This is a genomic window from Telluria sp. RT2P19 (assembly GCF_059685725.1).
The window spans coordinates 335,195-362,193 of the sequence record NZ_JCASIL010000001.1 but is presented as its reverse complement, the minus strand read 5'-3'; the positions used below and the strand labels follow the sequence as shown (position 1 = coordinate 362,193).

Genomic DNA, 26,999 nt, shown 5'->3' with positions numbered 1-26,999 from the left:
GGCGCTGGTACTCGGGCTCAGTTCATCACGTTCAGTTCTTCGGTGCGGCGCGGCGGGTAGGAATCCCAACGATTGCACCCCGGGCATTGCCAGTAGAACTGGCGTGCCTTGAAGCCGCAGTGGCTGCACTGGTAGCGCGCCAGCTTCTGGGTGTAGCGCTGCACCAGGTTCTTGACCATCGACAGCTCTTCCCAGACATTCGCCGGCGCATCCATCAGCCGCGCTTCCAGCAGTTTATCAAGGCCCAGCAGGGTTGGATTGCGGCGCAGCTCCTCGACCACCAGCTCCTTGGCCGCCTGCACGCCGTCGAGCTCGATGACGGCCTTGAACACCACTTCGATCAGGTCGATCGACGAAGCCTCGGCCAGGTAGGACTTGAGCAGGTTGACGCCCTCCTGCGGGCGTCCGGCCTTGCGGTAGCCATCCATCAGGCGCGTGGCGACCAGGGCCACGTGCGGCACGCTCTGCTGCTCGACGCGGCGCCAGGTCTTCAATGCCTCTTCGACGTCGCCCTGGGCCAAGAGTGCGTCGCCGCGCAGGATGGTGGCGCGCACGCTGTTGCGGTCGGCGTCCAGGGCCTTTTCGAGCAGCAGCATGGCGTCGCTCGGGGCCATGTGCACCAGCGCATCCTGGGCCAGTTCGCAATAGAACTGGGCAATCTCTTTTTGACGGGAGCCGGCCCCCGACTCCTGCAGGCCCTCGGCGGCCGCGATGGCGCGCTTCCACTCCTTCTCGCGCTGGTAGATCTCGAGCAGCGAACGGCGCGCCTTCACCGCATACGAGGTGTCCACCAGCTGGTTGAAGGTTTCTTCGGCGCGGTCCAGCAGGCCGGCCTTCAGGTAGTCGATGCCGAGCTCATATTGTGCATGCGCCTTGTCCTCGACCGGCAGGTCGGGCCGCGACAGCAGGTTCTGGTGCACGCGGATGGCGCGCTCGGTCTCGCCGCGGCGGCGGAACAGATTGCCCAGGGCGAAGTGCATATCGGCCGATTCGGGGTCGAGCTTGACGATCTCGATGAAGGAATCGATGGCCTTGTCGGGCTGGTCGTTGAGCAGGTGGTTCAGGCCCTTGAAGTAACCGCGCGGCAAGGTGCGCGACTCGGAGACCAGTTCATTGATGTCGACCCGGGCCGCGAGCCAGCCGAGGCCGAAAAAGAAGGGGATGCCAAGCAGCATCCAGAGTTCGAATTCCATGGAGTTCTTGTTTTCTTATTGTTCAGTGCCGTGGCGGGGCCGGCGGCACGCCGTCCGGCGCCGGCGGCACGACCGGCGTGGAGGTGCCGGCGGCGCTTTGCAGGGACTGGATGGTGATCTTGTTGAGCCACTTCTCGCGGCGCTGGCGGAACACGGTCGGGGCCAGCGCCAGGATGCCGAAGGCGGCGCCGGCCACGAAGAAGGCCAGCAGCATCAGCACCAGCGGGCCGCGCAATTCATATTGCAGGAAGAAGTGCAGGTCGACTTCCTGGGTGTTCTTCAGGGCGAAGCCGAAGAAGAGGATGAACAGGACGATTCCGACGATGGTCGAGACGAATTTCATCAGCAGGTTCCGCTGGAGAATGGTGTGAGGGCGAAGTGTCGCATATTCGCCATGATATTTCAAAATGACATGTGGCGTGGAACCGATGGCCGACCGCCGGAGATAAAAAAACGGCACCCTTGCGGATGCCGTTCTTGTGGAGCGTGAGACGAATCAATCGTTGATGATCGGTTGCCCGACCATCGCATCCACCCGCTCGCGCAACTGCTTGCCCGGCTTGAAGTGAGGCACCCGTTTTTCGGGCACCATCACCTTGTCGCCGGACTTCGGATTGCGTCCGATGCGCGGGGGACGGCTGTTCAGCGAGAAGCTGCCGAAACCACGGATCTCGATGCGCTGCCCGGTCGCCAGGGCGTTGGTCATCGCATCGAGGATGGTCTTGACAGCGAACTCCGCATCCTTTGCCACCAGCTGGGAATAACGCTCAGCCAGACGGTTGATCAGCTCGGATTTGGTCATCGCGGCTCCACTCAAAAACTGTTTAGTTCTTGCTTAGTTCTTGTTATCGAACTTGGCCTTCAGCAGTGCGCCCAGGCTGGTGGTGCCCGAAGCTGCGCTGTTGTCGTTCGCCAGTTTGCTCATCGCTTCCTGGGTATCGACATTGTCTTTCGCCTTGATCGACAGCTGGATGCTGCGAGCCTTGCGATCGATGTTGATGACCAGGGCTTCGACCTTGTCGCCCACTTTCAGGTGGGTGCCGGCGTCTTCCACGCGGTCACGCGAGATTTCCGACGCGCGCAGGTAGCCTTCGACTTCTTCGGACAGCGAGATCACGGCGCCTTTTGGCTCAACCGATTTCACGGTGCCGGTGACCAGCGAACCCTTGTCGTTCAGCGACGAGTAGGTGTTGAACGGGTCGCCTTCGAGTTGCTTCACGCCCAGCGAAACACGCTCGCGCTCGACATCGATTGCCAGAACGACGGCTTCCAGCTCGTCGCCCTTCTTGAAGCGACGCACGGCTTCTTCGCCGGCTTCGGTCCACGACAGGTCCGACAGGTGGACCAGGCCATCGATATTGCCTGGCAGGCCGATGAAGACGCCGAAGTCGGTGATCGACTTGATCGAACCCTTGACCTTGTCGCCCTTCTTGTGGGTCATGCCGAAGTCGTCCCATGGGTTCGCCTTGCACTGCTTCATGCCCAGCGAGATACGGCGACGCTCTTCGTCGATCTCCAGAACCATGACTTCCACTTCGTCGCCCAGTTGGACAACCTTGTTTGGCGCCACGTTCTTGTTGGTCCAGTCCATTTCCGACACGTGGACCAGGCCTTCGATGCCCTGCTCGACTTCGACGAACGCGCCGTAGTCGGTGAGGTTGGTGACTTTACCGAACAGGCGGGTGCCTTGTGGGTAACGACGCGACAGACCGGTCCATGGATCGTCGCCCAGTTGCTTGACGCCCAGCGAAACACGGTTCTTCTCTTGATCGTACTTGAGGACCTTGGCGGTGATCTCTTGGCCAACCGACAGCACTTCGGATGGGTGACGCACACGACGCCATGCCAGGTCGGTGATGTGCAGCAGGCCGTCGATGCCGCCCAGGTCGACGAACGCACCGTAGTCGGTGATGTTCTTGACGACGCCGGTGACCACGGTGCCTTCTTTCAGGGTTTCCATCAGCTTCGCGCGCTCTTCGCCCATCGATGCTTCGATGACGGCACGGCGCGACAGCACGACGTTGTTACGCTTGCGGTCCAGCTTGATGACCTTGAATTCGAGGGTCTTGCCTTCGAATGGGGTCGTGTCCTTGACTGGACGGGTGTCAACCAGCGAACCCGGCAGGAAAGCGCGGATGCCGTTGGTCAGGACGGTCAGGCCGCCCTTGACTTTACCGTTGACGGTACCGGTGACGATTTCGCCCGATTCCATCGCTTTTTCCAGTGCCAGCCACGACGCCAGGCGCTTGGCCTTGTCGCGCGACAGGATGGTATCGCCGAAGCCGTTTTCCAGCGACTCGATAGCCACGGAAACGAAATCGCCGATTTGAACTTCCAGTTCGCCCTGGTCGTTCTTGAATTCTTCAACCGGGATGAACGCTTCCGACTTCAGGCCGGCGTTGACGATCACGAAGTTGTGATCCAGGCGCACGACTTCAGCCGAAATGACTTCGCCCGAACGCATGTCTTGACGCGACAGCGATTCCTCGAAGAGGGCTGCGAAGCTTTCCATACCGGTATCTTGGGTTGCAGTAGACATAAAAGGAGTGATATTTCATGTTAGCCAGCAGGCCGACGAAATTGCGGACTGAACTGGGTTAGGGTTGACACACGCCTGTACGATAAAAGCCTGTACGGGCACCAAAGGACGGCGGCCTGGATCGATCGCCACGTTATGAACACGTAGCCACTTGCCCCAGCACCATCGTCCCCGCGCGAGGCGGGAACCACGTTATATGCCTACCACGGCGATGACTCGAGCCAACGGTATGCATCGAACTGTGATTCCCGCCTGCGCGGGAATGACGTTTTGACGCCAACGGCTTACGCCGAACGCATCGAAACGTCATTCAAAGTCTTTAAAAACTCTTCTTGATTACTTTTGCGCGTACCAGGCCAAGACCTGGTGCACTGCCTGATCCACGCCCATTTCGGACGTGTCCAGCAGATGCGCATCGCTTGCCGGGGCCAGGGGAGCGACCGCACGGTTGGTGTCGCGCTCGTCCCTCGCCTGCAAATCTGCCAGGAGGTCGTTCATATTAGCAGAAAACCCTTTGTCAATCAATTGCTTATACCGGCGTTGCGCACGCGCCTCAACACTTGCGGTCAAGAACACCTTGAGCTTGGCGGTCGGGAAGATCACGGTGCCCATATCGCGTCCATCGGCCACCAGTCCCGGCGTCTGGCGAAAGCCCAGTTGCAGCCCGAACAGCGCCGTACGCACGGTCGGCAGCGCCGCGATCTTCGACGCCATATTGCCGACTTCCTCGGCCCGGATCGCATGCGTGACATCCTCGCTTGCCAGGAAAATATGCTCGCCCTGGAACCGCGCCGGCAGGTGTTCGGCCAGCTTGGCGATCGCGTGCTCGTCGCGCAGCTCGACCTCGTGGCGCAGCGCCTGCAGCGCCGTCAGGCGGTACAGGGCGCCCGAGTCGAGCAGGTGGAAGCTGAGCTGCTCGGCGACCCGGCTGGCGACCGTCCCCTTGCCGGATGCGGTGGGGCCGTCGATGGTGATGACTGGTACGTTCGAATTCGGCATGCGGATCCTGACAATGAGAGCACTAGTTTAAAACAATTCGTCGCGCGCGATCCCCGCGAACGCTTCGAAATAATCGGGGAAGGTCTTGGCGACGCACTTCGGATCGTTGATGCGCATCGCGTTCCCGCGCCGCGCCTTGCCGTCCAGCGAGGCGAGCGAGAAGCACATCGCCATCCGGTGGTCGTCATAGGTGTCGATGGTCGCCGGCTTGAGTTCCTCGGGCGGGGTGATGCGGATGTAGTCCGGCCCCTCCTCCACCTCGGCGCCGACCTTGCGCAATTCGGTCGCCATGGCCGCCAGGCGATCGGTTTCCTTCACGCGCCAGCTGGCGATATTGCGCAGCGTGCTCGGGCCGTCGGCGTACAGCGCCGCCACCGCGATCGTCATCGCCGCATCCGGGATGTGGTTGAAATCGGCGTCGATGGCCTTGAGCACGCCATTCGACCTCGCCTCGATCCAGTTATCGCCACGGGTGACGATGGCGCCCATGCGTTCCAGCGCATCGGCGAAGCGCACGTCGCCCTGGATACTATGTTCGCCCACCCCTTCCACGCGCACCGGACCGCCGGCAATCGCGCCGGCCGCCAGGAAGTACGATGCCGACGAAGCGTCGCCCTCGACATGGATCGTGCCCGGGCTCTGGTAGCGCTGGCCCGGATGCACGGTGAACGACGCCCAGCCATTCTGCTCGACCTCGACGCCGAAACGGCGCATCAGGTTCAGGGTGATTTCGATATACGGCTTCGAGATCAGCTCGCCGACGACGTCGATCGACACGGCATGGGTCACGGCCATCAGCGGCGCCGACATCAGGAGCGCGGTCAGGAACTGGCTCGACACATTGCCGCGCACGGCGATGCGCTGCGGGTTGACGCGGCCGCGGCGGATGCGCAGCGGCGGGAAGCCCTGCTCGCCCGTGTATTCGATCCGGGCGCCGACCTCGTTCAGGGCGTCGACCAGGTCGCCGATCGGGCGCTCGTGCATGCGCGAGACGCCGTGCAAGGTGTAGTCGCCGCCGATCACGGCCAGGGCGGCCGTCAGCGGACGGATCGCGGTGCCGGCATTGCCCATGAACAGGTCGGCTTCATGGTTCGGCAGTTCGCCGCCATTGCCGTGCACCACCACGGTGCGCTCGTCGACTTCGTCCCACCGGATGCCCAGCGCGCGCAGCGCGCCCAGCATCACCATGGTGTCGTCCGAGGCGAGCAGGTCGTGGATCGTGGTCGCGCCCTCGGACAGCGCCGCCAGCAGCAACGTGCGGTTCGAGATGCTCTTGGAACCCGGCAGCCGCACCGAGCCCTCTGCATGCAGGACGGGTTCGAGGTCGATATGCTGCGGGTAGTGTTTTTGCTGCGTCATGTGTTTTCCTGATTGGGCGCGCGCCGATCCGGCGACCCTGCCTCGATGGCCTCTTGCCATTCGCGGCGGGCGCGCTGGGCGGTCGCGTAGATTCCTTGCAAGCCGACGCCGTCCGATGCCGCGAGCATGGCCCGCATCGACGTCAATTGTGCCAGATATGCATCCAGCTCGGTGAGCAATGCCGCCTGGTTGGCCAGGCTGATGTCGCGCCACATCTCGGGCGACGAACCGGCGATGCGCGTGAAGTCGCGAAAGCCGCTGGCGGCGTACTGGAACAGCAGGTCCGCATGCGGCTTGGCGGCGATATCGTCCACCAGCGCATAGGCCAGCAGGTGCGGCAGATGGCTGACGGCGGCGAATACGCGGTCGTGCTCGATCGGGCTGAGCGTATGGATCACGGCGCCGCAGGCGCGCCAGGCGCTGGCGATGCATTCGACGTCGTGCCCGGCGTTCTCGGGCAGTGGTGTCAGCACGCACTTCTTGCCTTGATAGAGACCGGCCAGCGCGGCATCCGGACCGTTCGATTCGCTGCCGGCAATCGGATGGCCGGGCACGAACTGGCTCACGCGGTCCCCCATCGCCGCGCGCGCGGCGGCAACCACGTCGCACTTGGTGCTGCCGGCGTCGGTCACGATCGTCTGCGGCGCGAGATAGGGCAGCAGCGCCTCGAGGATCGCGCCGGTCTGGGCCACCGGCGCGGCCAAGAGCACCAGGTCGGCGCCGCGCAGCGCCTGTTCGTACGAATGGTCGATCGCGTCGACGATGCCCAGCTCCAACGCACGCGCCAGCGCCTCGGGGTGGCGGCCGATGCCGACCACCTCCCTCACGCGACCAGCGCGCTTGAGCGCCAGGGCGAACGAGCCGCCGATGAGGCCGACGCCGACGATGACGACCTTATCGAACATTCAGCTCAATGCCTTTTTCAACGCCTCGATGAAGGCCGCGTTCTCTTGTGGCAGGCCGATCGAGATGCGCAGCCACTGGGGCAGGCCGTAGGCGCCGACCGGGCGCACGATCACGCCCTGCTTGAGCAGCGCCGTGTTCACGCGCGCGCCGGCGCCGTCGTCGTCGCCGACCTTGACCAGCACGAAGTTGCCGAACGACGGCACGTACTCGAGCTTGAGCTCCTCGAAGGCCGCGACCATCTGCCGGTAGCCCTCGGCGTTGTTCCGCGCACCCTTTTCCAGGAACGGCTTGTCGTTCAGCGCGGCGATCGCGGCCGCCTGCGCCAGCGAGTTGACGTTGAACGGCTGGCGGATGCGGTTCATCAGGTCCGTCACGTCAGGCTGGGCGATGGCGAAGCCCACGCGCAGGCCGGCCAGTCCGTAGGCCTTGGAGAAGGTGCGCGAGACGATCAGGTTCGGGTACTTGCGCACCCAGGCGCTCGACTCGAACTGGTGCTCCGGCGCCAGGTATTCGTTATAGGCTTCGTCGAGCACCACGACCACGCCGGCCGGCACCTTCTGCAGGAAGGCCTCGACCTGCTCGGCCGGAATGAAGGTGCCGGTCGGGTTGTTCGGGTTGGCGACGTAGACCAGGCGCGTGTCCGCGTCGATCGCGGCGGCCATCGCGTCCAGGTCGTGGCCGTAGTTGACGCTTGGAACCACAATGGCGCGTCCACCCACGCCCTGCGTGGCCAGCGCGTACACTGCGAACGAGTACTGGGAGTAAACGACCGCCTCGCCTCTTTGTACGAAGGCATGGGCGGCGATCTCCAGGATGTCGTTGCTGCCGTTGCCGAGGGTGATCCACTCGAGTGGCACGTCGTAGCGCTGCGACAGCGCGGTTTTCAGATCGAAGCCGTTGGCGTCCGGATAGCGCCCCAGGTCGGCGGCGGCATCGAGCATCGCGGCGCGGCTCGATTCGGGCATGCCGAACGGGTTCTCATTCGAGGCCAGCTTGACGATGGTCGCTTCGTCGAGGCCGAACTCGCGGGCGACTTCGGCGATGGGTTTGCCCGCCTGGTAGGGGGCGATGGCGCGGACATAATCAGGACCGAACTGCGCAGGACCAAATTTCGACATGGGTTTCTCTCTATCTGTTAAAGGCTTTGTGGGTAGGAACCGAGCACCTTGAAGAAGGCGGCGTTGTCCTTGAGCTCCTCGAGCGCGCGCGCGACCGCGGCGTCATGCACATGGCCCTCGATATCGACGTAGAAGTAATACTCCCAGGTGCCGATGCGCGCCGGGCGCGATTCGAAGCGGGTCATCGACACGCCGTGCTTTTCAAGGGGCGCCAGCAGGTTGTAGACGGCGCCGGCCTTGTTCGGCACGGCCAGCACGATGCCGGTGCGGTCCCTGCCCGACGGGCCGGTCTGCAGCTGGCCGATCACCACGAAGCGGGTACGGTTGTGCGGGTCGTCCTGGATGTGGGCCTGCACCACGCCCAGCTGATACTGCTCGCCCGCCATCTCGCTCGCGATCGCGGCGACCGTCGGATCCTGGCTTGCCAGCACGGCCGCCTCGGCGTTCGACGCCACGGCGCGCCGCTCGATATGCGGGTGGTGCAGGTTGAGCCACACCTGGCACTGGGCCAGCGCCTGGGAATGCGCGCAGATCGTGGTGACGCCATCCATCGAGCCGGTCTTGCTCATCAGGCTGTGGTGGACCGCGATCGACACCTCGCCGCTGATGATGGTCGTGGTGGCCAGCAGCAGGTCGAGCGAACGGTTGATTGCGCCTTCGGACGAATTCTCGACCGGGACCACGCCGAAGTCGGCGGTGCCGGCCTCGGTGGCGCGAAATACCTCGTCGATCGATACGCACGGCAGCGTCTCGATGGCCGTGCCGAACTGCTGGAACACGGCCTGCTCGCTGAAGGTGCCGGTCGGGCCGAGATAGGCGACCGTGACGCGCTTCTCGAGCGCGCGGCAGGACGACATGATCTCGCGGAAGATGGTCTGGACGTCCTTGTCCTTGAGCGGGCCGGGATTGCGCTCGGCGACGCCGCGCAGCACCTGCGCTTCGCGCTCGGGGCGAAATACCGGGGCGTTGGTCTCGGCCTTGACGTGGCCGACCGCTTGCGCGACCTTGCCACGCTCGCTCAGGAGCTGGAGGATTTGCGCGTCGATCGCATCGATGCGTTCGCGCAGGGGTGTGAGTTTGTCTGTCATCGTTATGCTTCGTGGTCGATTTTGTTTGCGGTCGGGAGAATCAACCGTGTGTTGAACGCGTGGACGGGAGACCCGTCCACCCCACATCTGATCTCCGTGGCGTGGATGGGAGACCCGTCCACCCCACATCTGATCTCCGTGGGGTGGACGGCTACGCTGTCCACGCGTTCAACCGACCGATGCGCCGTCGCGCATCACGCCGGAGTCACCTTCCCGCAAACTCGTTCAAATAATCGACGAGGGCCTGTACACCCTCGATCGGCATCGCGTTGTAGATGGATGCCCGCATGCCGCCGACGGACTTGTGGCCCTTCAGTTGCAGCAGACCGCGCGCTTGTGCGCCGGTCAGGAATAACTGGTTCAACGATTCGTCGCGCAGGTAGAACGGCACGTTCATGCGCGAACGACATTCGGGCGCCACGCGATTTGCATAGAAATCGTCGCGATCGAGCGCCTCGTACAGCAGGCGCGCCTTCTCGATATTACGCTGCTCCATCGCCGCCACGCCGCCATTGGCCTTGAGCCAGGCGAACACCAGCCCCGCGATATAGATCGAATAGGTCGGCGGCGTGTTGTACAGCGAATCATGCTCGGCGCAGGTCTTCCAGTGGAAGGCCGACGGGCACTGCGGCGACGCGTAGTCGAGCAGGTCTTCGCGCACGATCACCAGGGTCAGGCCGGCCGGGCCGATATTCTTCTGGGCGCCGGCGAAGATCACGCCGTACTTGGAGATATCGATTCTCCGCGACAGGATGTGCGAAGACATGTCGGCCACGACCGGCACATCAGGATCGATCTCGGGCGCTTCCGGGTATTCGACGCCGTCGATGGTCTCGTTGGTGCAGATGTGCAGATAGGCCGCGTCCCTGGACAGTTTCCATGTATCGCGCGCCGGCACGCGGGCGAAACCCTCGGCTTCACTCGATGCAGCGACATTTACGCGCGCATAGCGCGCCGCCTCCTTGATCGACTTGCCCGACCACGAACCGGTATGCACGAAGTCGATCACCGGGTCGGTGCGGCGCCCCGCCAGGTTGAGCGGAACGATGGCGTTCTGGCCCAGCCCCCCGCCCTGCTGGAACAGGATTTTATAGTTGGCCGGCACGTCCAGCAGCTCGCGCAGGTCGTCCAGCGCCTGGCGGTGGATGCTGGAAAACTCCGGACCGCGATGACTCATCTCCATCACCGACATGCCGCTGCCGTGCCAGTCGAGCATCTCGCTCGCTGCCTGCAGCAGCACTTCTTTCGGAAGGACGGCGGGGCCGGCCGAGAAATTGAAGACGTGGGTCATGCGGTCCTTTCGACGATGTTATTTGGCCTGGGCGTTCTGCATCACTTCCAGCATTAGGCCATTGAGGCGCGGCGCGACGACTTTCTGGCCGGCCGCCATGCTTTCGGCGGCCAGGCGCGGGGACAGCGCCAGCATCTTCTGGCCCAACGGGGTGCGGTAGAAGGCAGCCAGCTCCTTCAGCTCGGCCACGTTATAGTTGCGGGCATACAGTGGGCCGATCTCGGCCATCATCTCGTCGATCAAGGCCGGATCGCGAAACATGCGGTTGATCGCTTCGGCGGCGCCCGGCAGCACCTGCTCGACCTTGGCCATGGCTGCCTTTTTCTTGTCGTCGCTGGCGGTCGGATCGGCATTGATCACGGCCGTCATCTGCGAGCGCATCATCTGCGGCAGCGCCTTTTCCATCTCGGTGAACGAGGCCAGCATCATCTTGCGCACGTCCATCGCCGCCAGCAGTTCCTTGATCGCGGCGGCTTCCTGCGCACTGGGCGCCGCGGGCGCCTGCGCCAGCGCGAACGAAGGGACGCCGGCAAAGGCTGCGGCGCAGGTCACGGCGAGAAGGATTCTTTTCATTGGTTTTCCATGCGGGCGCGGGGCCCATCGACAATCCGGACAAGGTGGACAACGGGCGCAAGCGCGTGCATGGTCAACACACGCGCTTGCGCCTTGGCGCCATTATTCGGGCGCCGGTTCGAGCTCGACTTCTTCGAGGTCGGTCTCGACGATGCGCTGCAGGCCGGACAGCTTGGTACCATCCTCGACCGCGATCAGGGTCACGCCCTGGGTCGCGCGGCCCATCTCGCGGATCTCGGACACGCGGGTGCGGATCAAGACGCCGCCGGTCGTGATCAGCATGATCTCGTCGCTCGGCTCGACCAGGGTCGCCGCCACCACCTTGCCGTTACGCTCGCTGGTCTGGATCGCGATCATGCCCTTGGTGCCGCGGCCGTGGCGCGTGTACTCCGTGATCGGGGTACGCTTGCCGAAGCCGTTCTCGGTGGCCGTGAGGACGGTCTGCTCTTCGCTCTCGGCCACCAGCAGCGCGATGACTTGCTGGCCTTCCTCGAGGTTCATGCCGCGCACGCCGCGCGCGGTGCGGCCCATCGGGCGCACGTCGTTCTCGTCGAAGCGCACGGCCTTGCCGCCGTCGGAGAACAGCATCACGTCGTGCTTGCCGTCGGTGAGCGCGGCGCCGACCAGCACGTCGCCTTCGTCCAGGTCGACCGCGATGATGCCGGCCTTGCGCGGGTTGCTGAAGTCCTTCAGCGGGGTCTTCTTGACGGTGCCCAGCGAGGTCGACATGAAGACGTAGTGGTCTTCGGGGAAGCTGCGGTTCTCGCCCTGCAGCGGCAGGATGACGGTGATCTTCTCGTTATCCTGCAGCGGGAACATATTGACGATCGGCTTGCCGCGCGAGTTGCGCGAACCTTGCGGCACTTCCCACACCTTGAGCCAGTACATGCGGCCTCGGTTGCTGAAGCACAGGATGTAATCGTGGGTGTTGGCGATGAACAGCTGGTCGATCCAGTCTTCGTCCTTCGTCGCCGCCGCCTGCTTGCCGCGGCCGCCGCGCTTCTGGGCGCGGTATTCGGAGATCGGCTGCGCCTTCATGTAGCCCGAGTGCGACAGGGTCACCACCATGTCCTGCGGGGTGATCAGGTCTTCGGTCTCGAGGTCGCTGGCGTTGTGCTCGATGCTCGAACGGCGGGTGTCCTTGCCATTGTCGGCGTACTCTGCCTTGATGGCCGTCATTTCGTCGACGATGATCGTGGTCACGCGCTCGGGCTTGGACAGGATGTCGAGCAGGTCGGCGATGTGGGCCATCACTTCCTTGTACTCGTTGACGATCTTGTCCTGCTCGAGGCCGGTCAGGCGCTGCAGGCGCATCTGCAGGATCTCTTGCGCCTGCTCGTCCGACAGCTTGTACAGGCCATCCTGCTGCATGCCGTAGTGCTTGGGCAGGTGCTCGGGACGGAAGGCGGCGATGCCGCCGGATGCGCCCAGTTCGGTGCGACCCAGCATCTCGCGCACCAGCGACGAATCCCAGGCGCGCTGCATCAGCTCGACCTTGGCCAGCGGCGGGGTCGGCGCGGCCTTGATGATGGCGATGAAATCGTCGATGTTCGCCAGCGCGACGGCCAGTCCTTCCAGCATGTGGCCGCGGTCGCGCGCCTTGCGCAGCTCGAACACGGTGCGGCGGGTGACCACTTCGCGGCGGTGCGACAGGAAGCACTCGAGCATCTGCTTGAGGTTCAGCAGCTTCGGCTGGCCATTGACCAGCGCCACCATATTCATGCCGAAGGTGTCTTGCAGCTGGGTCTGCTTGTACAGGTTGTTCAGCACGACCTCGGGCACTTCGCCGCGTTTCAGCTCGATCACCACGCGCATGCCCGATTTATCGGACTCGTCGCGGATGTCGGAAATGCCTTCGAGCTTCTTGTCGCGCACATTCTCGGCGATGCGCTCGAGCAGCGATTTCTTATTGACCTGGTACGGCAGCTCGTCGACGATGATCGCGGTGCGCGCACCGTCGCGGCCCACTTCCTCGAAGTGGGTCTTGGCGCGCATCACCACGCGGCCGCGGCCGGTGCGGTAACCGTCGCGCACGCCCGAGACGCCGTAGATGATGCCGGCGGTCGGGAAGTCCGGCGCCGGGATCAGCTCGATCAGCTCGTCGATGGTGCAGTCCGGGTTGCGCAGCACGTGCATCGCGCCGGCGATCACTTCGGACAGGTTGTGCGGCGGGATATTGGTCGCCATGCCGACCGCGATGCCCGACGAACCGTTGATCAGCAAATTCGGGATACGGGTCGGCAGGACCGTCGGCTCTTTTTCCTTGCCGTCGTAGTTCGGCTGGAAGTCGACGGTGTCCTTGTCGATGTCGGCCAGGATCTCGCCGGCGATCTTGTCCAGGCGGCACTCGGTATACCGCATTGCCGCGGCGCTGTCGCCATCGATCGAGCCGAAGTTGCCCTGGCCGTCGACCAGGGTATAGCGCAGCGAGAAATCCTGGGCCATGCGGACCAGGGTGTCGTAGATCGACGAGTCGCCGTGCGGGTGGAACTTGCCCATCGTGTCGCCGACGACGCGCGCGCACTTGAGGTAGGGACGGTTCCACACGTTGTTCATCTCGTGCATCGCGTACAGCACACGGCGGTGCACCGGCTTCAGGCCGTCGCGTACGTCCGGCAGCGCACGACCCACGATCACGCTCATGGCGTAATCGAGGTAGCTCTTGCGCATCTCTTCTTCGAGGGAAATCGGGACTGTTTCTTTTGCGAATTGATCCATTGGGCGGGTCGACTGCTTTCAGGCGATGGTTATAAGTTGCAACGGATGATTCTACCATGCGACAGATAGCAGTTGCTCAATTCCGACCTGGGCCCTCCGCCCTCTCAAATTCTCTGCTGGAAACGCCAAATTTCCAGCATTGTCGTCACCGGCCGCGCACGCTTGTGAAAATGTTGCGGACAAACAACGTCAAGCAATTAATGCTTGATGTTTGATTTGGGTGCAGTCGTGCGTTTTTGGTGCATGTGGCAAAATGGACAGGAAGTCAATTGCTTGTTTCACAATACGAAACAGACGGTGAGGCCGCCGTGTTAATCTTATGACCACACATGGAGCCCGTTTGAATCGCTACGGATTTAAAACCGAAAGGAAAAGAATATGAAGAACCTGATCACCGCTCTGCTCGCAGCGTCGGCCGCGATTGCGGGCGTCGCCTCTGCCCAGAGCGCCCCACCTTACGCGCCGCTGACCACTGACATCCAGGCACGCACTCCGTACAGCGCTTACGTGCAGGACTCCCGTGGCGTGATCGCACGCAATCCTTTCGGCCTGTGCTGGCGCACCGGCTACTGGACCCCGGCCGACGCCGTCCCAGGTTGCGACGCGCCGCTGTGCGTCGAGCCAGAAAAACTCGAGAACGGCAAGTGCGTTGCCCCACCTCCACCGCCAGCGCCGGTCGCTGAGCCGACCCCGGCCCCGGTGGTCGCCGCGCCAGTGCCGACCTCGGAAAAAGTCAGCTACTCTGCCGACGCCTTCTTCGATTTCGACAAGGCGATCCTGAAGCCAGCCGGCAAGGCCTCGCTGGACGAGCTGAGCGCCAAGCTGGGCGACATGAACCTGGAAGTCATCATCGCCGTCGGCCACACCGACTCGATCGGCACCGACGCCTATAACCAGAAGCTGTCGATCCGCCGTGCTGAGGCCGTTAAAGCCTACCTGAAAGGCAAAGGCATCGAAGAGACCCGCATCTACACCGAAGGCAAGGGTGAAAGCCAGCCGAAAGCGGACAACAAGAGCGCCGAAGGCCGCGCACAGAACCGTCGCGTGGAAATCGAAGTCGTCGGTACCCGTACCGTCAACAAGTAATCAGCCGTACACCACTTCGGTAACACTTCGTCCCCGCGCAGGCGGGGACCCGGCTTGCAAGCGTTTCGATAGCGCGTGCGGCGCCTGGGTCCCTTCCTTCGCGGGGACGACTTTTTCCGGTGGAAAAAATTCGAACTGGATCCGCTGCAGGGAATGCACCTGGATCCCCGCCTGGGCGGCGACGACCTTCGCCTGCCGGCGAAGATCGATTTCCGCTATTATTCGAGCCATGACGACGACAAACGCAGACCCATTAGAAATCCAGAAGTTCAGCGAACTGGCCCACCGCTGGTGGGATCCGACCTCGGAGTTCCGTCCGCTGCACGAAATCAACCCCTTGCGCCTCGAGTGGATCAACGCGCGCGCGCCATTGGCCGGCAAGAACGTGATCGACATCGGCTGCGGCGGCGGCGTACTGTCCGAATCGATGGCGCGCAAGGGCGCCAAGGTCACCGGCATCGACCTGTCCAAGAAGGCGCTCAAGGTCGCCGACCTGCACAGCCTGGAATCGGGCGTGGAGGTGCGCTACAAGCATATCGCGGCCGAAGAGATGGCCGAGCAGGAAGCCGGCCAGTTCGACGTGGTCACGTGCATGGAAATGCTGGAGCACGTGCCCGACCCGGCGTCGATCGTGCGCGCCGCCGCCAGGCTGGTGAAACCGGGCGGCCATGTGTTCTTCTCGACCCTGAACCGCAATCCCAAGTCTTACCTGTTCGCCGTGATCGGCGCCGAGTACGTGCTGCGCATGCTGCCGCGCGGCACCCACGACTATGGCAAGTTCATCACGCCGGCCGAACTGGCGCAGTTCGTGCGCCAGGCCGGCCTGCAGGTCGACGGCCTGAAGGGCCTGACCTACAATCCGCTGACCAAGATCTATTCGCTGAACAACGACACCGATGTGAACTATATGGTGGCGTGCAGCAAACCGCTCTGATCGACATGACCTTCCCGACCGTGATGCCGGCACCGCGTGCCGTTTTGTTCGACCTCGACGGCACCCTGGCCGACACCGCGCCCGACCTCGCCGCGGCCGTCAACTGGCTGCGCAGCGAGCGCGGCCTCGATCCGACGCCCTACGAGGTGCTGCGCCCGACCGCATCACACGGTGCACGCGGCATGATCGGCGCCGCCTTCGGCCTGGCGCCGGGCGACGAGGGCTATGAAGAACTGCGCCTGGCCTGGTTCGACCGCTACCAGTCGGCGATGTCGGCGTATACCACACTGTTCGACGGCATTGCCGAGCTACTGGCGGGGATCTCCGATGCCGGCATGGCCTGGGGCATCGTCACCAACAAACCGGCCCGCTTCACCGATCCGCTGGTGCCGCAGATCGCGCTGGCGCACGCCGGTTGCGTGGTCTCGGGCGACACCACTGGCTTCGCCAAACCCCACCCTGCCCCGTTGCTGGAAGGCGCGCGCCGGCTCGGCATTGCACCGGAACAGTGCTGGTACGTGGGCGACGACCTGCGCGACATCGAGGCTGGCCGTGCGGCCGGCATGGTCACCGTGGCGTGCGCCTGGGGCTATTGTGGCGCGATCGAACCGTCGACGTGGGGCGCGGATTACCTGCTCGATACCCCGGCGCAACTGCTTGAACTGCTGGGACAGGTCTCCGAAGCTGCACGGCAGGCCGAGCAAGCAGCCTGATCCTGCCAGTAGTCTCCATGGACGGCGCCTTCCTCGGGCGCCGTTTTGTTGTGTGTTGTGCTTACATCTCTTTACGATTGATACAGGGGCACGTCTATCTCTCCGTCCGGCTCGCCGGTAATCTGGACCCATACGAACACGCCATACCTTACGGAGCAGACCATGGAAAACACGAGCACCAACCGCATCCATCCGCTGATGGCCGCTGCCGCCGCATCAGTCATCATTGTTAGCCTGACTGGCGCCGCCGCCATCACCGGTCTGCTGCCGACCTCGAACAGCGCCCCTGAACCAGCCATGCCGCTGGCAGCCGCCTCGCCGTATGCCATGCCGCAGGCCGGCATGCAGGTCCAGCCCAACGGTTATGTCGCCCAGCCGAATGGCTATATTGCCCAGCCTGGCCAGATGGCGCAGGTAGCGGCCAATGGCCAGCAACTGGTGCCTGCCATGGTGCCCGCGATGGTCCCGGCCCAGCAGGTCGCCTATGCCCAGCCTGTGGCGCAGCCTCAGCCGCAGCCAACCGTGATCATCAAGGAAAAACCGGTCGTGAAGGTGGTCGAAAAAACCCGCGTGGTGCATGCCAAGCCACAACCGGTACGCTATGAAGAACCACGCTATTCGCAGCCTGCTCCGGCCCAGCAGCCGAACTATGTCGGTATCGGCACGGGCGCCGTGATCGGCGGCCTGATCGGCAACCAGATCGGCGGCGGCAACGGCAAGAAGCTGGCGACGGTCGCCGGCGTGATCGGCGGCGGCATCATCGGCAACGAGATCGCCAACCGCAACGGCCGTTAAGCAGGCGCTGACCCACTGTTTCTCCCTTGGCCGCGCACTCTTCAGTCCGCGGCCTTTTTTTTGAAAGCCGCCGATGCTGTCCGGCGAGGCCCGGCCACCTGGGCGTTGCCACAAACGATACACGTCATATCGAACCTCTCCGGCATGGCAAGCCCGATGAGCGTATTGCAATTATGCAATCCATTGTCGGCAGTGCAGATCGACCGACTTTAAGCCTGTGCTAATGAACACCCCTGTACATCCTCGCCGCTTGGAGTACAATGATGGTTCTTGACGTTGGGGGCGACCTGGTTTCGACGTGGGTTGCAAAGCAGCGCAGGGCATACCGAGGACTGGTTACCTCGTAAATACATCCAGAAATCAATAACTGCAAACGATAACTCGTACGCACAAGCGGCTTAATTGCTGCTAGCTCTACAACACCTCGCCTCTGGGGTGAGTCGCAAGACTGGTAGAGTCATTTACAGGGGCTAGGAATCAAGCGGGTTACTTGCTTGCTTCCGAAATTTAAGGTAACTCGCTTGTACAAAGGGTGCACATCCCCGTTGTACAGGTCAAATCAAATGATAGTGCTAAGTATGTAGAACTGTCTGTAGAGTGCTTGCGGACGCGGGTTCGATTCCCGCCGCCTCCACCAACCGATTTTCATGGAGTTGCTTGTAACAAAAAGCCCGCCATCGTGCGGGCTTTTTGCTTTGGTGATTCAGATACGGCCAGCGGGGAAACACAAAATGCTGTTGAACCCGAAGGACCTTCCTATTTATACCAAGTTTCTCAGGATAATTACCACTAAGAAATCAAATTTCTGTCGAGAAATTTTACACCTTTCTGACTCGCATCAAAAATTGCTTTGATTTTAAAGGAATTTTTCTCCTGGCATGCTACTTGCTATAAGGCTACTACCATTTCAATAGGGAGTTTCTGATGATGTCGTTCAAGTCCAAAGCCTTCAACAAATTCGCACTGATCGTCTGCGCGGCCTTCGCCACCGTGCCAGCAGTTGCCAACGCCGCTGTCATTTCTGTCAACAGCAACCTGGACGGGAAAACTGTCGATGCAGGCAAGTCGCTCAACGGCATGTTCAATTTCGGTACGCAATTGATTGGTCAACAGGTTAATTCGCTGACGATCTCCGCCTCATTCCAACAAGACAAAAACGCGCAATTGCTGTCGGAAGGTACCGGGACGAATTTCTACGAATCGGAAGATCCGTTCGAATATTGCTGTGGCCTGTTAGGCTGCAAAACGGGTTACAACGAATACTACGGGCGTAATGACATCGACACTTACTACGATGCAGCTGCAACCGCTTCGCTGAGCGTTGGCTCTGCTACGCGTAGCGTCACCAATAACAGCCAGGCCAATGCCTACGATAGCCTAGACCTGACTAACACGAGCAGCACGACGAACATCTTTGACACCCTGGGCCTCAAGAAGTTCCTCACCGTGTATTCCTACGATAGTACCACTGGCTACAGCGGCAACTTCACCACCTCATTTGCACTGAGCGCCGCAGATATCACGGCACTGACCGCGTCGAATTCGCTCGCCTTTACGGTCGGCGCGCTGACAAATGGCTTCAAGATCAATAACATCTCGCTGACCGCGAACACCGTAGCAGTGCCGGAACCAGGCAGCCTGCTGCTGTTGGGCCTTGGCTTCACCGGCCTGCTGGCTGCACGTCGTCGCAAACTGTTCTAAGCCCCACAGGCGCGGCCGCCCAGGCCGCGCCTGTGTCGCAGTTTCGTCGATATTTCCATTAAGTAATAGCATCGAGTACGCTTCGACGCTAGAATGAGTCGGCTGCCCGTCCGGTGCGCCAGACGGCTACCAATTCATGGCGCCACTGGACGACAATGCATTCCGATCCTTCCCCGATTCCCCTGCTCGTACCCGACCTGCCGGCCGCCGCCGCGCTGCAGCCCTTCCTGGCGCGCATCGACGAGGCGCGCGTGTATTCGAACCATGGTCCCCTGGTGCGAGAACTCGAAACGGCGCTGCCGGCGCTGATGGCCAACGGCAGCGGCGCGGGCGCGCACGCGGTCACGGTGGCGTCGGCGACGGCCGGCCTGGAGCTGCTGCTGCAGTCGCTCGATCTGCCGCCTGGCGCCACCGTGCTCGTGCCGGCCTTCGGTTTCGCCGCGGCGCCGATGGTGGTGGCGCGGCTGGGCTTTCATCCCTGTTTCATCGACGTCGATCCAGCCGAATGGACTGCCACGCCGGCGCTGGCAAGCGCCGCGCTGGCGCGCGAGACGGCGCCCAGGGCAGGCGCGCTGATCGTCGTGTCACCGTTCGGCTATCCGATCGACGCCGCCGCGTGGGCCGACTGGCAGCGTGACACCGGTATCCCCGTGATCCTGGATGCCGCCGCAAGCCTGGGCAATCAGGTATTGCATCCTGCCGTGCCGACCGTGTTCAGCATGCATGCGACCAAGCCCTTCGGCATCGGCGAAGGCGGCGTGATCGTCGTCGGCGACGCGGCCGCGGCGCAGCGCCTGCGCAAGCTAACCAACTTCGGTTTCGACCAGCGTATTGCCGCCGAGATCGGCGCCAACGCCAAACTGAGCGAATGGCATGCCGCCGTCGGCCTCGCGCAACTGGCGCGCTGGCCCCACAACGTCGCGGCGCGCCGCCGTGCGCGCGACCTGATGCTGCCGATGCTGGCGCGCCAGCCGCACGCGCGCCTGCATCCGGCGACGTCGACAGCGGCGGTGAGCGCCTATTGCCCGGTGCTGCTGGCCGATGCCGGCCAGGCCGAACGGCTGCTGGCGGCCCTGGCGCGCGACCGGATCGACGGCCGGCGCTGGTTCTATCCCGCGCTGCCCGCGCACCCGGCTTTCGCGCAGGCGGATGCCGGCGCGCACACGCCTGCCAGCGCATCGCTGGCGGAGCGTATCGTCTGCCTTCCTTTCCACTCCCGCTTGAACCATGAAGATATCACCCGCATCGCCGCCGCCGTTGGCGCAATCGCCGAGCCAGGCCTGGCCCGAGCAGCTGCATAAGGCCGCGCGCGGCGGCAAGGACGCGTTCGACCGTACCGTGTTCGGCTGGCTGCTCGACCTGCAGCGCATGCCCGACATCGACATCAGCCAGGACACACTGCGCGAACTGCTGCCGCTGCTGGCGCAATGGCTGCGCGCGGCGCCGCTGTCGACCGCGCGCGAACAGCTGCGCCTGATGACGGCGCGCCATGCGCTGCACGGCCTCGTGCTGGCCAGCGACACCATGCTCGATGACTTCCTTGCCGGCGCGCTGGACTTGCCGGCCGACGTGCTCGCCGCGCAGCCATGGCAGCAACGCAAGTTCGCCCTACTGGGCAGCACGCGCCTGCGCAAGCTGCCCGACCTGCGCGCATGGAGCGCGCGCGCGCCCGACGAAGCCTGGCTGTTCGGACTGGCCGCGCTCACGCAGCCGCCGATCGGCGCGGCCACGCTCGCCAATATGAACGCCATCGCAGCCATGCTGGCCGATGCCTCCCCGCCAGTGCTCCCGTATGAGTTCCTGGTCGAAGTGACCAACGCCAGCTACTGGATCACGTTCGCCACGCATCCGCGCAAGTACGACGCCCGCGCGAACATCAACCGGCTCTTGGCCTCGTGGGGGCCGGCGCCACTGGTGGCGGTACGGGCGGCGCCGGCTGCCGGGGCGCGCAAGCACCTGGTCGTGGTCAGCGAGAACTTTACCAATATGGGTGTCATGGACCGCTGCTACAGCCCAGTGCTGGCCGGCCTGCGCGACCATTTCCACGTCACGTGGCTGGCCGAGGCGCGCACGCGCGGTAACACGCCATCAGGGCTGGCCGACGACCTGCAATTCTTCGAAATCGCGCCCGAAGGTTTCCCTGCGCTGGCCACGCGCATCGCGGCGCTACGCCCGGACGTCGTGTTCTATCCAAGCGTCGGCATGACGCCCTGGACCCTGTTCCTCGCCTGCTGTCGCCTGGCGCCGCTGCAGGTGGCGTCGATCGGCCATCCCGGTCCCATCGGCACGCCGGCCATCGACTACCTGGCCGTGCCTGCAGAACTCGCGCATTTGGAAGCACACCTGCCGGAGCCGCTCCTGACTTATACGGGGCACCCGATCGCGGGCGCGCCGTACCAGAACCAGGCCTTCGAGGCGATCCGAGCCCGGCGTCGCCAGCCGCGACCAGGCCCGCCGCGCATCGGCATCGACGCCTCGGCCATGAAGCTGAACCACGAATTCCTGGAAGCGATCCGCGCCGTGCTGGCGGCAGCGCCCGCAGGCACGCGCCTGCGCTTCTTCCCTAACACGCGCGGCCTGCAGCACGTCACCGCGCGCATGGAGCTGCTGGCGCTTTTCCCGGACGCCGAGGTCTTGCAGGGCACCCCGTTCAAGCCCTATATGGAAGCGCTGGTGGAATGCGACCTGATCCTGCAATCATTCCCCGTTGGCGGCACCAACACGACGATCGACGCGCTGGCACTCGGCATTCCGACGGTGTGCCTGGCATCGACCGAAATCCAGGGCCGCACGGATGGCATGATCCTGCAGCGCATCGGCCTGGCCGACGCCCTGCTCGGGTGCGACCGCGCCGACTGGCAGGACAAGGCCGTGCGCCTGCTGCACGACGATGCAGCCCGGGGCGCGCTGGGCGAGCGCTGCGCCGCCGCGCTGGCGGCCACGCTGGCCGCCCCCGACGCCGCTGCGTCCGATTTTGCCGCCCGCCTGCGCGCGCTCGCTGACCGCGACTGAGGCCGCCATGGAACGTATCCTGCTTATCGGCGCTGGCGCCCTTGCCCGGGACATCATCGATTACTTCGGGCACGACCGCTTCGTCGCCGTCTTCGTCGATCCCGAACATGCCGCCGGCACGGCGGCGCTCGCCGGCCTCGACGTGCTCAGCGACTGGACCGCCGCGCGCGCGCGCGCGAGCCACTATTTCGTGGCGATCGGCGACATGGCCGGCCGCCACCATATGCAGGCGGCGGCGCGCGCGGCCGGGCTGCAGCCCGCCAGCCCGCTGATCAGCCCCGATGCCCGCCTGGCAGCGGATTGCCGCATCGGTCGCGGCACCGTGGTCGGGTATTTCTCGATGGTGGGGCCAGCGGCGACGATCGGCGAGGATTGCGTCGTCATGCACGGCTGCACGGTCGGCCACGACAGCGTACTCGAGCGGAACGTAGTGATGTGTCCCGGCACCCGGATCGGCGGCTATACCCGCGTCGGCGCCGACGTGTTCTTCGGGCCGAACGCGGTACTCAGCCCGCACGTGGCGGTCGGCGCGGGCTGCCATGTCGCCGCTGGCGCGGCGCTGTTTCGCGACGTCGCGGCGAAGCGGCTCGTCATCGGCAACCCGGCGCGCGAACGGTCGCTGGCCGAGGCCGGCGCCCGCTGAGGCGCTTGCCGCCAAGTTGAACAAGGACTTCACGTACACGTCTCTTGGGTGCATCACGCGCTGAACAGGAAGGCCCCGGCGGCTCAAGGATGCGCTCAAGGTCGGCCTGCTGTTCGGTATTATCGAAGGCGTGACGCCGCTGATCGGCTGGGCGCTGGGCAGCTTCCTATCTGAAAAACTGGGCCACTGGATCGCCTTCGTCCTGCTCGGCGGCCCGGGATACGCATGATCATCGGGCTGCGGCGAGCCGGATAACGATACCGGCGACACCCGCCGCCCGTCCTGGCTCCTGGCCCACACCGGCTTCGCGACCTGCATCGATGCGATGGTGGTGGGCGTCAACCCGGCGTTTTCGGATTCGACGATTCTGTGACCGGCGCTGGCGATCGGCATGGCGACCCTGACGATGGTGACGCTGGGATTGTCGATCGGCCGCCGCTTCGGCGCCGTGGTGGCAAGCGCGCGGAGATCTGCAGTGGTCTGGTGTTGATTGCGCTGGTAGCGTCACACTGTAGGAACATTTGCAGTGACGCTGGACTTCAGGCGGTTCTACTTGGCTAGAAGAACCTGGGTACCCGCCTGCGCGGGTACGACGTGCCTGGGCTAACGAACAAGATGACGAACACGATTCGGCGATATCACGACGTCGGCCCCGGATCGCTGCCCGCCTCTTGCAACACCATCAACTGCTTCATGATGGCTTCATTAAAGGCAGGAATATCGTCCGGCTTGCGGCTGGTGATCAGCTTGCCGTCGACGACCACTTCTTCATCGGTCCATTCGGCGCCCGCGTTGCGCAGGTCGTGCTGCAGGCTCGGCCAGCTGGTCAGGTGCTTCGATTCGGCCACGCCGGCCTCGATCAGCGGCCACGGACCGTGGCAGATCGCGGCGATCGGCTTGTCTTCGTCGCCGAAGGCCTTGATGAAGGCGATTGCTTCCTCGCTCAGGCGCAGATTGTCGGGATTGGCGACGCCGCCCGGCAGCAGCAGCAAATCGTAGTCGCCCGGCTTCGCATCGTCCACGCTCAGCTCGACCTTGAATTTCTGGTCCGGCGTCAGGTGATTGAAGCCCTGGATCTCCTCGCCCGCCTTCTTCGGCGAGATCAGGACCACCTTCACGCCCTGCTCCTCGAGGAAGCGGCGCGGCTCGGTATATTCGACCTGCTCGACGCCGTCGGTCATCAGGACCGCAACGCTCCTGCCCTGCAGGGATTGGGTGGCGGCCGGCTCGACGTGGTCCGCCGGCTGCATGTTCTGCGCTTGTTGCATATGGCCTCCTTGGTCAATGTGGATCATTCGCATCGATTGTAGGTCGGCCGTCGCGCTTGCGGCGCGCGCGTGCCCACGGGCATCTAATTGCTCAGCCAGCCAGGAGAGGCGCGCTCAATCGAACAGGTAGCACACGTCGTCGCGGTCGCGCCGGCCTGCCCCGTCGCCCATGAAACCGTCCAGGCCCAGCCGCACCGAACCGTCCAGACGGACGCCGGCGACGTCCTCGCGCCGCAGCACCACCTGCAGTTCGCGGTAGGGCACGTCGATCGCGAAACGGTCGAGCAAGCCCGCCAGCGCCAGTGCGCCGGGCGCACCCGGCAGGAAGCGTTCGAAGGCGGCGGCATCCACCGGCCCCAGCCGGATGCGGATGCCCAGCTCGGGCCGCAGCAGGCGCCCGCCGGCGGTCGCGCCGGCGCCGAGCACGCAATTGGCGCGCGCGAGAAGCGTGCGCTGTCCCGGATCGAGGATGTCCCAGCGTCCGGTAAACTGCTCGACCTTCACCGGGACGCGAAAATACGCCGCCAGCACGCCCGCCACCAGGTCGGCGCTGACCACCCGGCTGCGCAGCGGCGCGGCAAACCACGCCAGGCTGGCCGCATCGGCGCCCGCCACGTCACCTGCCCGCTGCGGCACACCGGCCAGCGCCAGCAACAGCGGCAGGAAATGATCGACGCCGGGCTCGGAGCGATGGCGCACCCGGTACTTGCACCAGGCGCGATAGAACAGCGCCACCTGGCGGCTGGACAAGAGGTCGAGGAAGGCGCGCGGTCCCTCGTCGCGGGCCGCGAGCTCCCAGGCCGCGAAGCGTTCGGTGTAGTGCAGCGGGAGGGTTCCCATCAAGCCCAGCAAGCCCATCAACGAGGGCGTGATCCGCACCGCCGGAATATCCTCGGTGCTCGGCTCGATGGCTTCGATCTCGCTGGCGGGAAAGGCCAGGCCCAGGCTGTTGCGAAAGCGGATCAGGCCACTCAACGCCTGTTCGGGCGCGACGCCCTGGCGCGCCAGCCAGCGCACCAGCAGCCGCACCGCCTGGAAGAATTCGTAGCGCTCCGGACGCCGCAGGAGGTCGGCGATCGGCCCGGTACTCACACCAGCGCCAGGCTGCCGTTGCGGGGCTCGCATCGCAGCAACTCCTTCCCGCCCTGGCCCGACACCAGCACCAGCCGGGTAAAGCTGTTCAGGTGCACATAAAGGCCCAGGAAGCGGCTCACCACCTGGGCGAACACGGCCAGGCTGCTGCCGGCGAAGGCATCTTCGTCGACCGTCATGCGCACCTCGACGCCGTGCACCAGGGTCGCGCCATGGCAGTTGCGCAGCCAGGCGGTGGCCGGACCCGACGCCATCGCCGTGACGCCGGCGATCTGGCGCTGCGAGGCGCCGGATCGCGGCAGGTCGTACAGGGCCAGGGTCTCGCGGAAGGCGTCGAGGTCGGCCAGCGAGCGGTGGTTCAGCGCCAGTTGCGTCACCAGGCGCCAGTGGGTGCCGTTGCGGTTGCCGAAACGCAGCGGCATGGAAGGCTTGCGCAGCAGGCGGATCGGCAGGCCGGACGTGGCGGTCTCGCTGGCCAGGTCGCCGCCCGGCCTGCCCGTGGCGACACCGCAGGCCGCCACGCCATTGCTGCAGGTAAGGTCGATCGAGGCCACGCTGGCGTCCTCGCCCAGCACGGAATAATCGTCGTCGGTGAAGGCGATCTTCATGCGGTGCCGGCTGTCGCCACGGTCGTCGCGGCGCGCAAACCAGTAGCGCTGCCCTTGCGCCCCTGCTTCGCCATGGCGCAGTCCGTAATAGGGCCGGTACTCCACGCTGGCCGTCTTGCCGTCGCGGGTCTCGAGCACGTGTACCGCGTCGATGCTATAGACCTCGACGCCCTCTTCATGCCGGCTCGGCGCGACGTCGTACATTGCCGCGCGCTGCGTGATGCGCACCGGCGCCGCCCCCTGGTGGAACAGGTTCACCACAGGCACGCAGCCGGTGAGCAGGTTGGCGGCGGACAGTGCACGCAGGATGCGCGCGCCGCCTGACTCGGCATGCACGCCGGCGAGCAGGAAATGCAGGGTGAAGCGGCGCGCGCCGGACGGCAGCAGCGGCGCCAGCCGGCCGAGGTCGAGGTCGAGGAAATGGAATTTATCGGGAAAGGCGAAATACTCGGTCAGCAGCCGGTAGGCGGGATGGGCATGCGGTTGTTCGGGCACCAGCGCTTCATCCGGCTCCAGCCCGCCAATGCACAGCACCGGAGGATCGAGACGGCGCCAGGAATCCATCCCTTCGGCTTCGATCCAGGTCTCGGCCACGTTCATGCACAGGCTGTCGATCAGCGCCGCCGACAGCAGGCCGTCGCCGGCGACGTGCAGACGCAGGCGCGCCAGGCCGCGGCCGTACAGCATGCGCGCCGGTATGGCGCTGTCGAGGGCGATGCCGATGCAGGCAGATGCGCGCGGCGGCAGGCGGATGCGCGGTGGCACGCGGGCCACCGGCTCGAACCAGGCGCGCGCCACTTTGACCGGCGCCAGCGCCAGGGAGGCGGTGGTGCGGAAAACACATGGCACACCGCGTGCGGCCAGCGAGCTCATCTCGGTGCCGCGCAGCACCGCCTGCATGTACTCGGTCCTGGCCGCCTGCGCCTGCGGATCGCCGCCATCGACCTGCGCGATCGAACAGCTCGGAACGCCCTGCAGAAAGTGCGGGTACAGGCTGCCCAGCAGCGCTTCGGTCAGTTCGGGGTAGTCGTCGTCGAGCTTTTTCGCGGTGCGCGCGTTGAGCAGCGCGCAGGCCTGGATCAGGCGCCGGACATGCGGGTCTTCGCTGCCTTCCGGTCCCAGGCCCAGCTCGGCGGCCAGGCGCGGATACTGGTGCGCCAGCTCGCGGCCGACCGTGTTCAGGTAGACCAGCTCGCGCTCGAAATACGGCAACAGTTCTTCCATCGCGGCCTCCTCGGGCTGTCACTCTACGGTGGTGCAGATCGCAGCCAGTTGTCTTGTGACGGCGCAACATCATCGATGAGTTAGCACTTGCTGCATCACGCAGATCGCGCCTGCCGATACCAGTCTTGCCAATAAGTCA

24 protein-coding genes and 1 other RNA gene are annotated in these 26,999 nt (G+C 64.3%); 10 read left to right on the top strand and 15 right to left on the bottom strand.

The window, feature by feature from the left end; genetic code table 11:
• Positions 1 to 17: 17 nt before the first annotated feature.
• The 12 genes from lapB to gyrA all read right to left on the bottom strand — a co-directional run bounded on the left by lapB (position 18) and on the right by gyrA (position 13,784).
• Complete coding sequence (gene lapB / locus AC56KW_RS01535) at positions 18 to 1,193, bottom strand: lipopolysaccharide assembly protein LapB (RefSeq protein ID WP_497168964.1); 1,176 nt, start codon at positions 1,191 to 1,193, stop codon at positions 18 to 20.
• Between the two features lie 22 nt (positions 1,194 to 1,215).
• Entirely contained in the window at positions 1,216 to 1,536 is a 321-nt protein-coding gene (locus AC56KW_RS01530) for a LapA family protein (protein ID WP_497168963.1), read from the bottom strand.
• 153 nt (positions 1,537 to 1,689) lie between these two features.
• On the bottom strand, positions 1,690 to 1,995 hold the full coding sequence (locus AC56KW_RS01525) for an integration host factor subunit beta (protein ID WP_005668997.1): 306 nt from the start codon (positions 1,993 to 1,995) through the stop codon (positions 1,690 to 1,692).
• Positions 1,996 to 2,028: 33 nt separating this feature from the next.
• Positions 2,029 to 3,732, bottom strand: coding sequence for a 30S ribosomal protein S1 (rpsA, locus tag AC56KW_RS01520; RefSeq protein ID WP_497168962.1), 1,704 nt, complete (start codon positions 3,730 to 3,732; stop codon positions 2,029 to 2,031).
• A gap of 336 nt (positions 3,733 to 4,068) precedes the next feature.
• Positions 4,069 to 4,731 carry a (d)CMP kinase gene (gene cmk, locus AC56KW_RS01515; RefSeq protein ID WP_497168961.1) on the bottom strand — a complete coding sequence of 221 codons (663 nt, stop codon included), beginning with the start codon at positions 4,729 to 4,731 and terminating at the stop codon, positions 4,069 to 4,071.
• Between the two features lie 27 nt (positions 4,732 to 4,758).
• Entirely contained in the window at positions 4,759 to 6,090 is a 1,332-nt protein-coding gene (gene aroA / locus AC56KW_RS01510; RefSeq protein ID WP_497168960.1) for a 3-phosphoshikimate 1-carboxyvinyltransferase, read from the bottom strand.
• Complete coding sequence (locus tag AC56KW_RS01505) at positions 6,087 to 6,995, bottom strand: prephenate dehydrogenase (RefSeq protein WP_497168959.1); 909 nt, start codon at positions 6,993 to 6,995, stop codon at positions 6,087 to 6,089. Before AC56KW_RS01505 ends, aroA begins: the two co-directional genes overlap by 4 nt.
• On the bottom strand, positions 6,996 to 8,114 hold the full coding sequence (gene hisC / locus AC56KW_RS01500; RefSeq protein WP_497168958.1) for a histidinol-phosphate transaminase: 1,119 nt from the start codon (positions 8,112 to 8,114) through the stop codon (positions 6,996 to 6,998).
• Positions 8,115 to 8,131: 17 nt separating this feature from the next.
• Positions 8,132 to 9,202: a prephenate dehydratase gene (gene pheA / locus AC56KW_RS01495; RefSeq protein ID WP_497168957.1), complete on the bottom strand. Its 1,071-nt coding sequence runs from the start codon at positions 9,200 to 9,202 to the stop codon at positions 8,132 to 8,134.
• Between the two features lie 205 nt (positions 9,203 to 9,407).
• Positions 9,408 to 10,493, bottom strand: a complete 1,086-nt coding sequence (serC, locus tag AC56KW_RS01490) for a 3-phosphoserine/phosphohydroxythreonine transaminase (RefSeq protein ID WP_497168956.1) — start codon at positions 10,491 to 10,493, stop codon at positions 9,408 to 9,410.
• 18 nt (positions 10,494 to 10,511) lie between these two features.
• A complete protein-coding gene (locus AC56KW_RS01485) occupies positions 10,512 to 11,066 on the bottom strand; it encodes a DUF2059 domain-containing protein (RefSeq protein ID WP_497168955.1) in 555 nt (184 codons plus the stop codon).
• A 102-nt stretch (positions 11,067 to 11,168) separates the two neighbouring features.
• Entirely contained in the window at positions 11,169 to 13,784 is a 2,616-nt protein-coding gene (gene gyrA, locus AC56KW_RS01480) for a DNA gyrase subunit A (RefSeq protein ID WP_497168954.1), read from the bottom strand.
• A 378-nt stretch (positions 13,785 to 14,162) separates the two neighbouring features.
• Between gyrA and ompA the strand changes: the two genes are divergently transcribed.
• From ompA to AC56KW_RS01430, 10 genes are all read left to right on the top strand, one after another.
• Positions 14,163 to 14,870 carry an outer membrane protein OmpA gene (gene ompA, locus AC56KW_RS01475; protein ID WP_497168953.1) on the top strand — a complete coding sequence of 236 codons (708 nt, stop codon included), beginning with the start codon at positions 14,163 to 14,165 and terminating at the stop codon, positions 14,868 to 14,870.
• 229 nt (positions 14,871 to 15,099) lie between these two features.
• Positions 15,100 to 15,804, top strand: coding sequence for a bifunctional 2-polyprenyl-6-hydroxyphenol methylase/3-demethylubiquinol 3-O-methyltransferase UbiG (gene ubiG / locus AC56KW_RS01470; RefSeq protein WP_497168952.1), 705 nt, complete (start codon positions 15,100 to 15,102; stop codon positions 15,802 to 15,804).
• A 5-nt stretch (positions 15,805 to 15,809) separates the two neighbouring features.
• Positions 15,810 to 16,517, top strand: a complete 708-nt coding sequence (locus tag AC56KW_RS01465; protein WP_497169073.1) for an HAD family hydrolase — start codon at positions 15,810 to 15,812, stop codon at positions 16,515 to 16,517.
• A 162-nt stretch (positions 16,518 to 16,679) separates the two neighbouring features.
• Positions 16,680 to 17,312 carry a glycine zipper 2TM domain-containing protein gene (locus tag AC56KW_RS01460; RefSeq protein WP_497168951.1) on the top strand — a complete coding sequence of 211 codons (633 nt, stop codon included), beginning with the start codon at positions 16,680 to 16,682 and terminating at the stop codon, positions 17,310 to 17,312.
• 278 nt (positions 17,313 to 17,590) lie between these two features.
• Positions 17,591 to 17,949: a transfer-messenger RNA gene (gene ssrA, locus AC56KW_RS01455) on the top strand.
• 287 nt (positions 17,950 to 18,236) lie between these two features.
• Positions 18,237 to 19,013 (top strand): PEP-CTERM sorting domain-containing protein, encoded by a 777-nt coding sequence (locus AC56KW_RS01450; protein ID WP_497168950.1) that lies wholly within the window; start codon positions 18,237 to 18,239, stop codon positions 19,011 to 19,013.
• Positions 19,014 to 19,168: 155 nt separating this feature from the next.
• Positions 19,169 to 20,314, top strand: a complete 1,146-nt coding sequence (locus tag AC56KW_RS01445) for a DegT/DnrJ/EryC1/StrS family aminotransferase (protein ID WP_497168949.1) — start codon at positions 19,169 to 19,171, stop codon at positions 20,312 to 20,314.
• Positions 20,241 to 22,025 (top strand): tetratricopeptide repeat protein, encoded by a 1,785-nt coding sequence (locus AC56KW_RS01440; protein ID WP_497168948.1) that lies wholly within the window; start codon positions 20,241 to 20,243, stop codon positions 22,023 to 22,025. Before AC56KW_RS01445 ends, AC56KW_RS01440 begins: the two co-directional genes overlap by 74 nt.
• 7 nt (positions 22,026 to 22,032) lie before the next feature.
• Positions 22,033 to 22,668, top strand: a complete 636-nt coding sequence (locus tag AC56KW_RS01435) for an acetyltransferase (protein ID WP_497168947.1) — start codon at positions 22,033 to 22,035, stop codon at positions 22,666 to 22,668.
• Between the two features lie 130 nt (positions 22,669 to 22,798).
• A complete protein-coding gene (locus AC56KW_RS01430) occupies positions 22,799 to 22,897 on the top strand; it encodes a hypothetical protein (RefSeq protein WP_497168946.1) in 99 nt (32 codons plus the stop codon).
• Between the two features lie 409 nt (positions 22,898 to 23,306).
• Here the strand turns inward: AC56KW_RS01430 and AC56KW_RS01425 are convergent, their stop codons facing one another.
• The 3 genes from AC56KW_RS01425 to tssF form a co-directional block, all read right to left on the bottom strand.
• Positions 23,307 to 23,936 carry a type 1 glutamine amidotransferase domain-containing protein gene (locus AC56KW_RS01425; RefSeq protein WP_497168945.1) on the bottom strand — a complete coding sequence of 210 codons (630 nt, stop codon included), beginning with the start codon at positions 23,934 to 23,936 and terminating at the stop codon, positions 23,307 to 23,309.
• A gap of 114 nt (positions 23,937 to 24,050) precedes the next feature.
• Positions 24,051 to 25,028, bottom strand: a complete 978-nt coding sequence (gene tssG / locus AC56KW_RS01420) for a type VI secretion system baseplate subunit TssG (protein WP_497168944.1) — start codon at positions 25,026 to 25,028, stop codon at positions 24,051 to 24,053.
• Positions 25,025 to 26,860 (bottom strand): type VI secretion system baseplate subunit TssF, encoded by a 1,836-nt coding sequence (tssF, locus tag AC56KW_RS01415; protein WP_497168943.1) that lies wholly within the window; start codon positions 26,858 to 26,860, stop codon positions 25,025 to 25,027. The genes tssG and tssF overlap by 4 nt, the downstream gene beginning before the upstream one ends.
• Between the last annotated feature and the right edge of the window lie 139 nt (positions 26,861 to 26,999).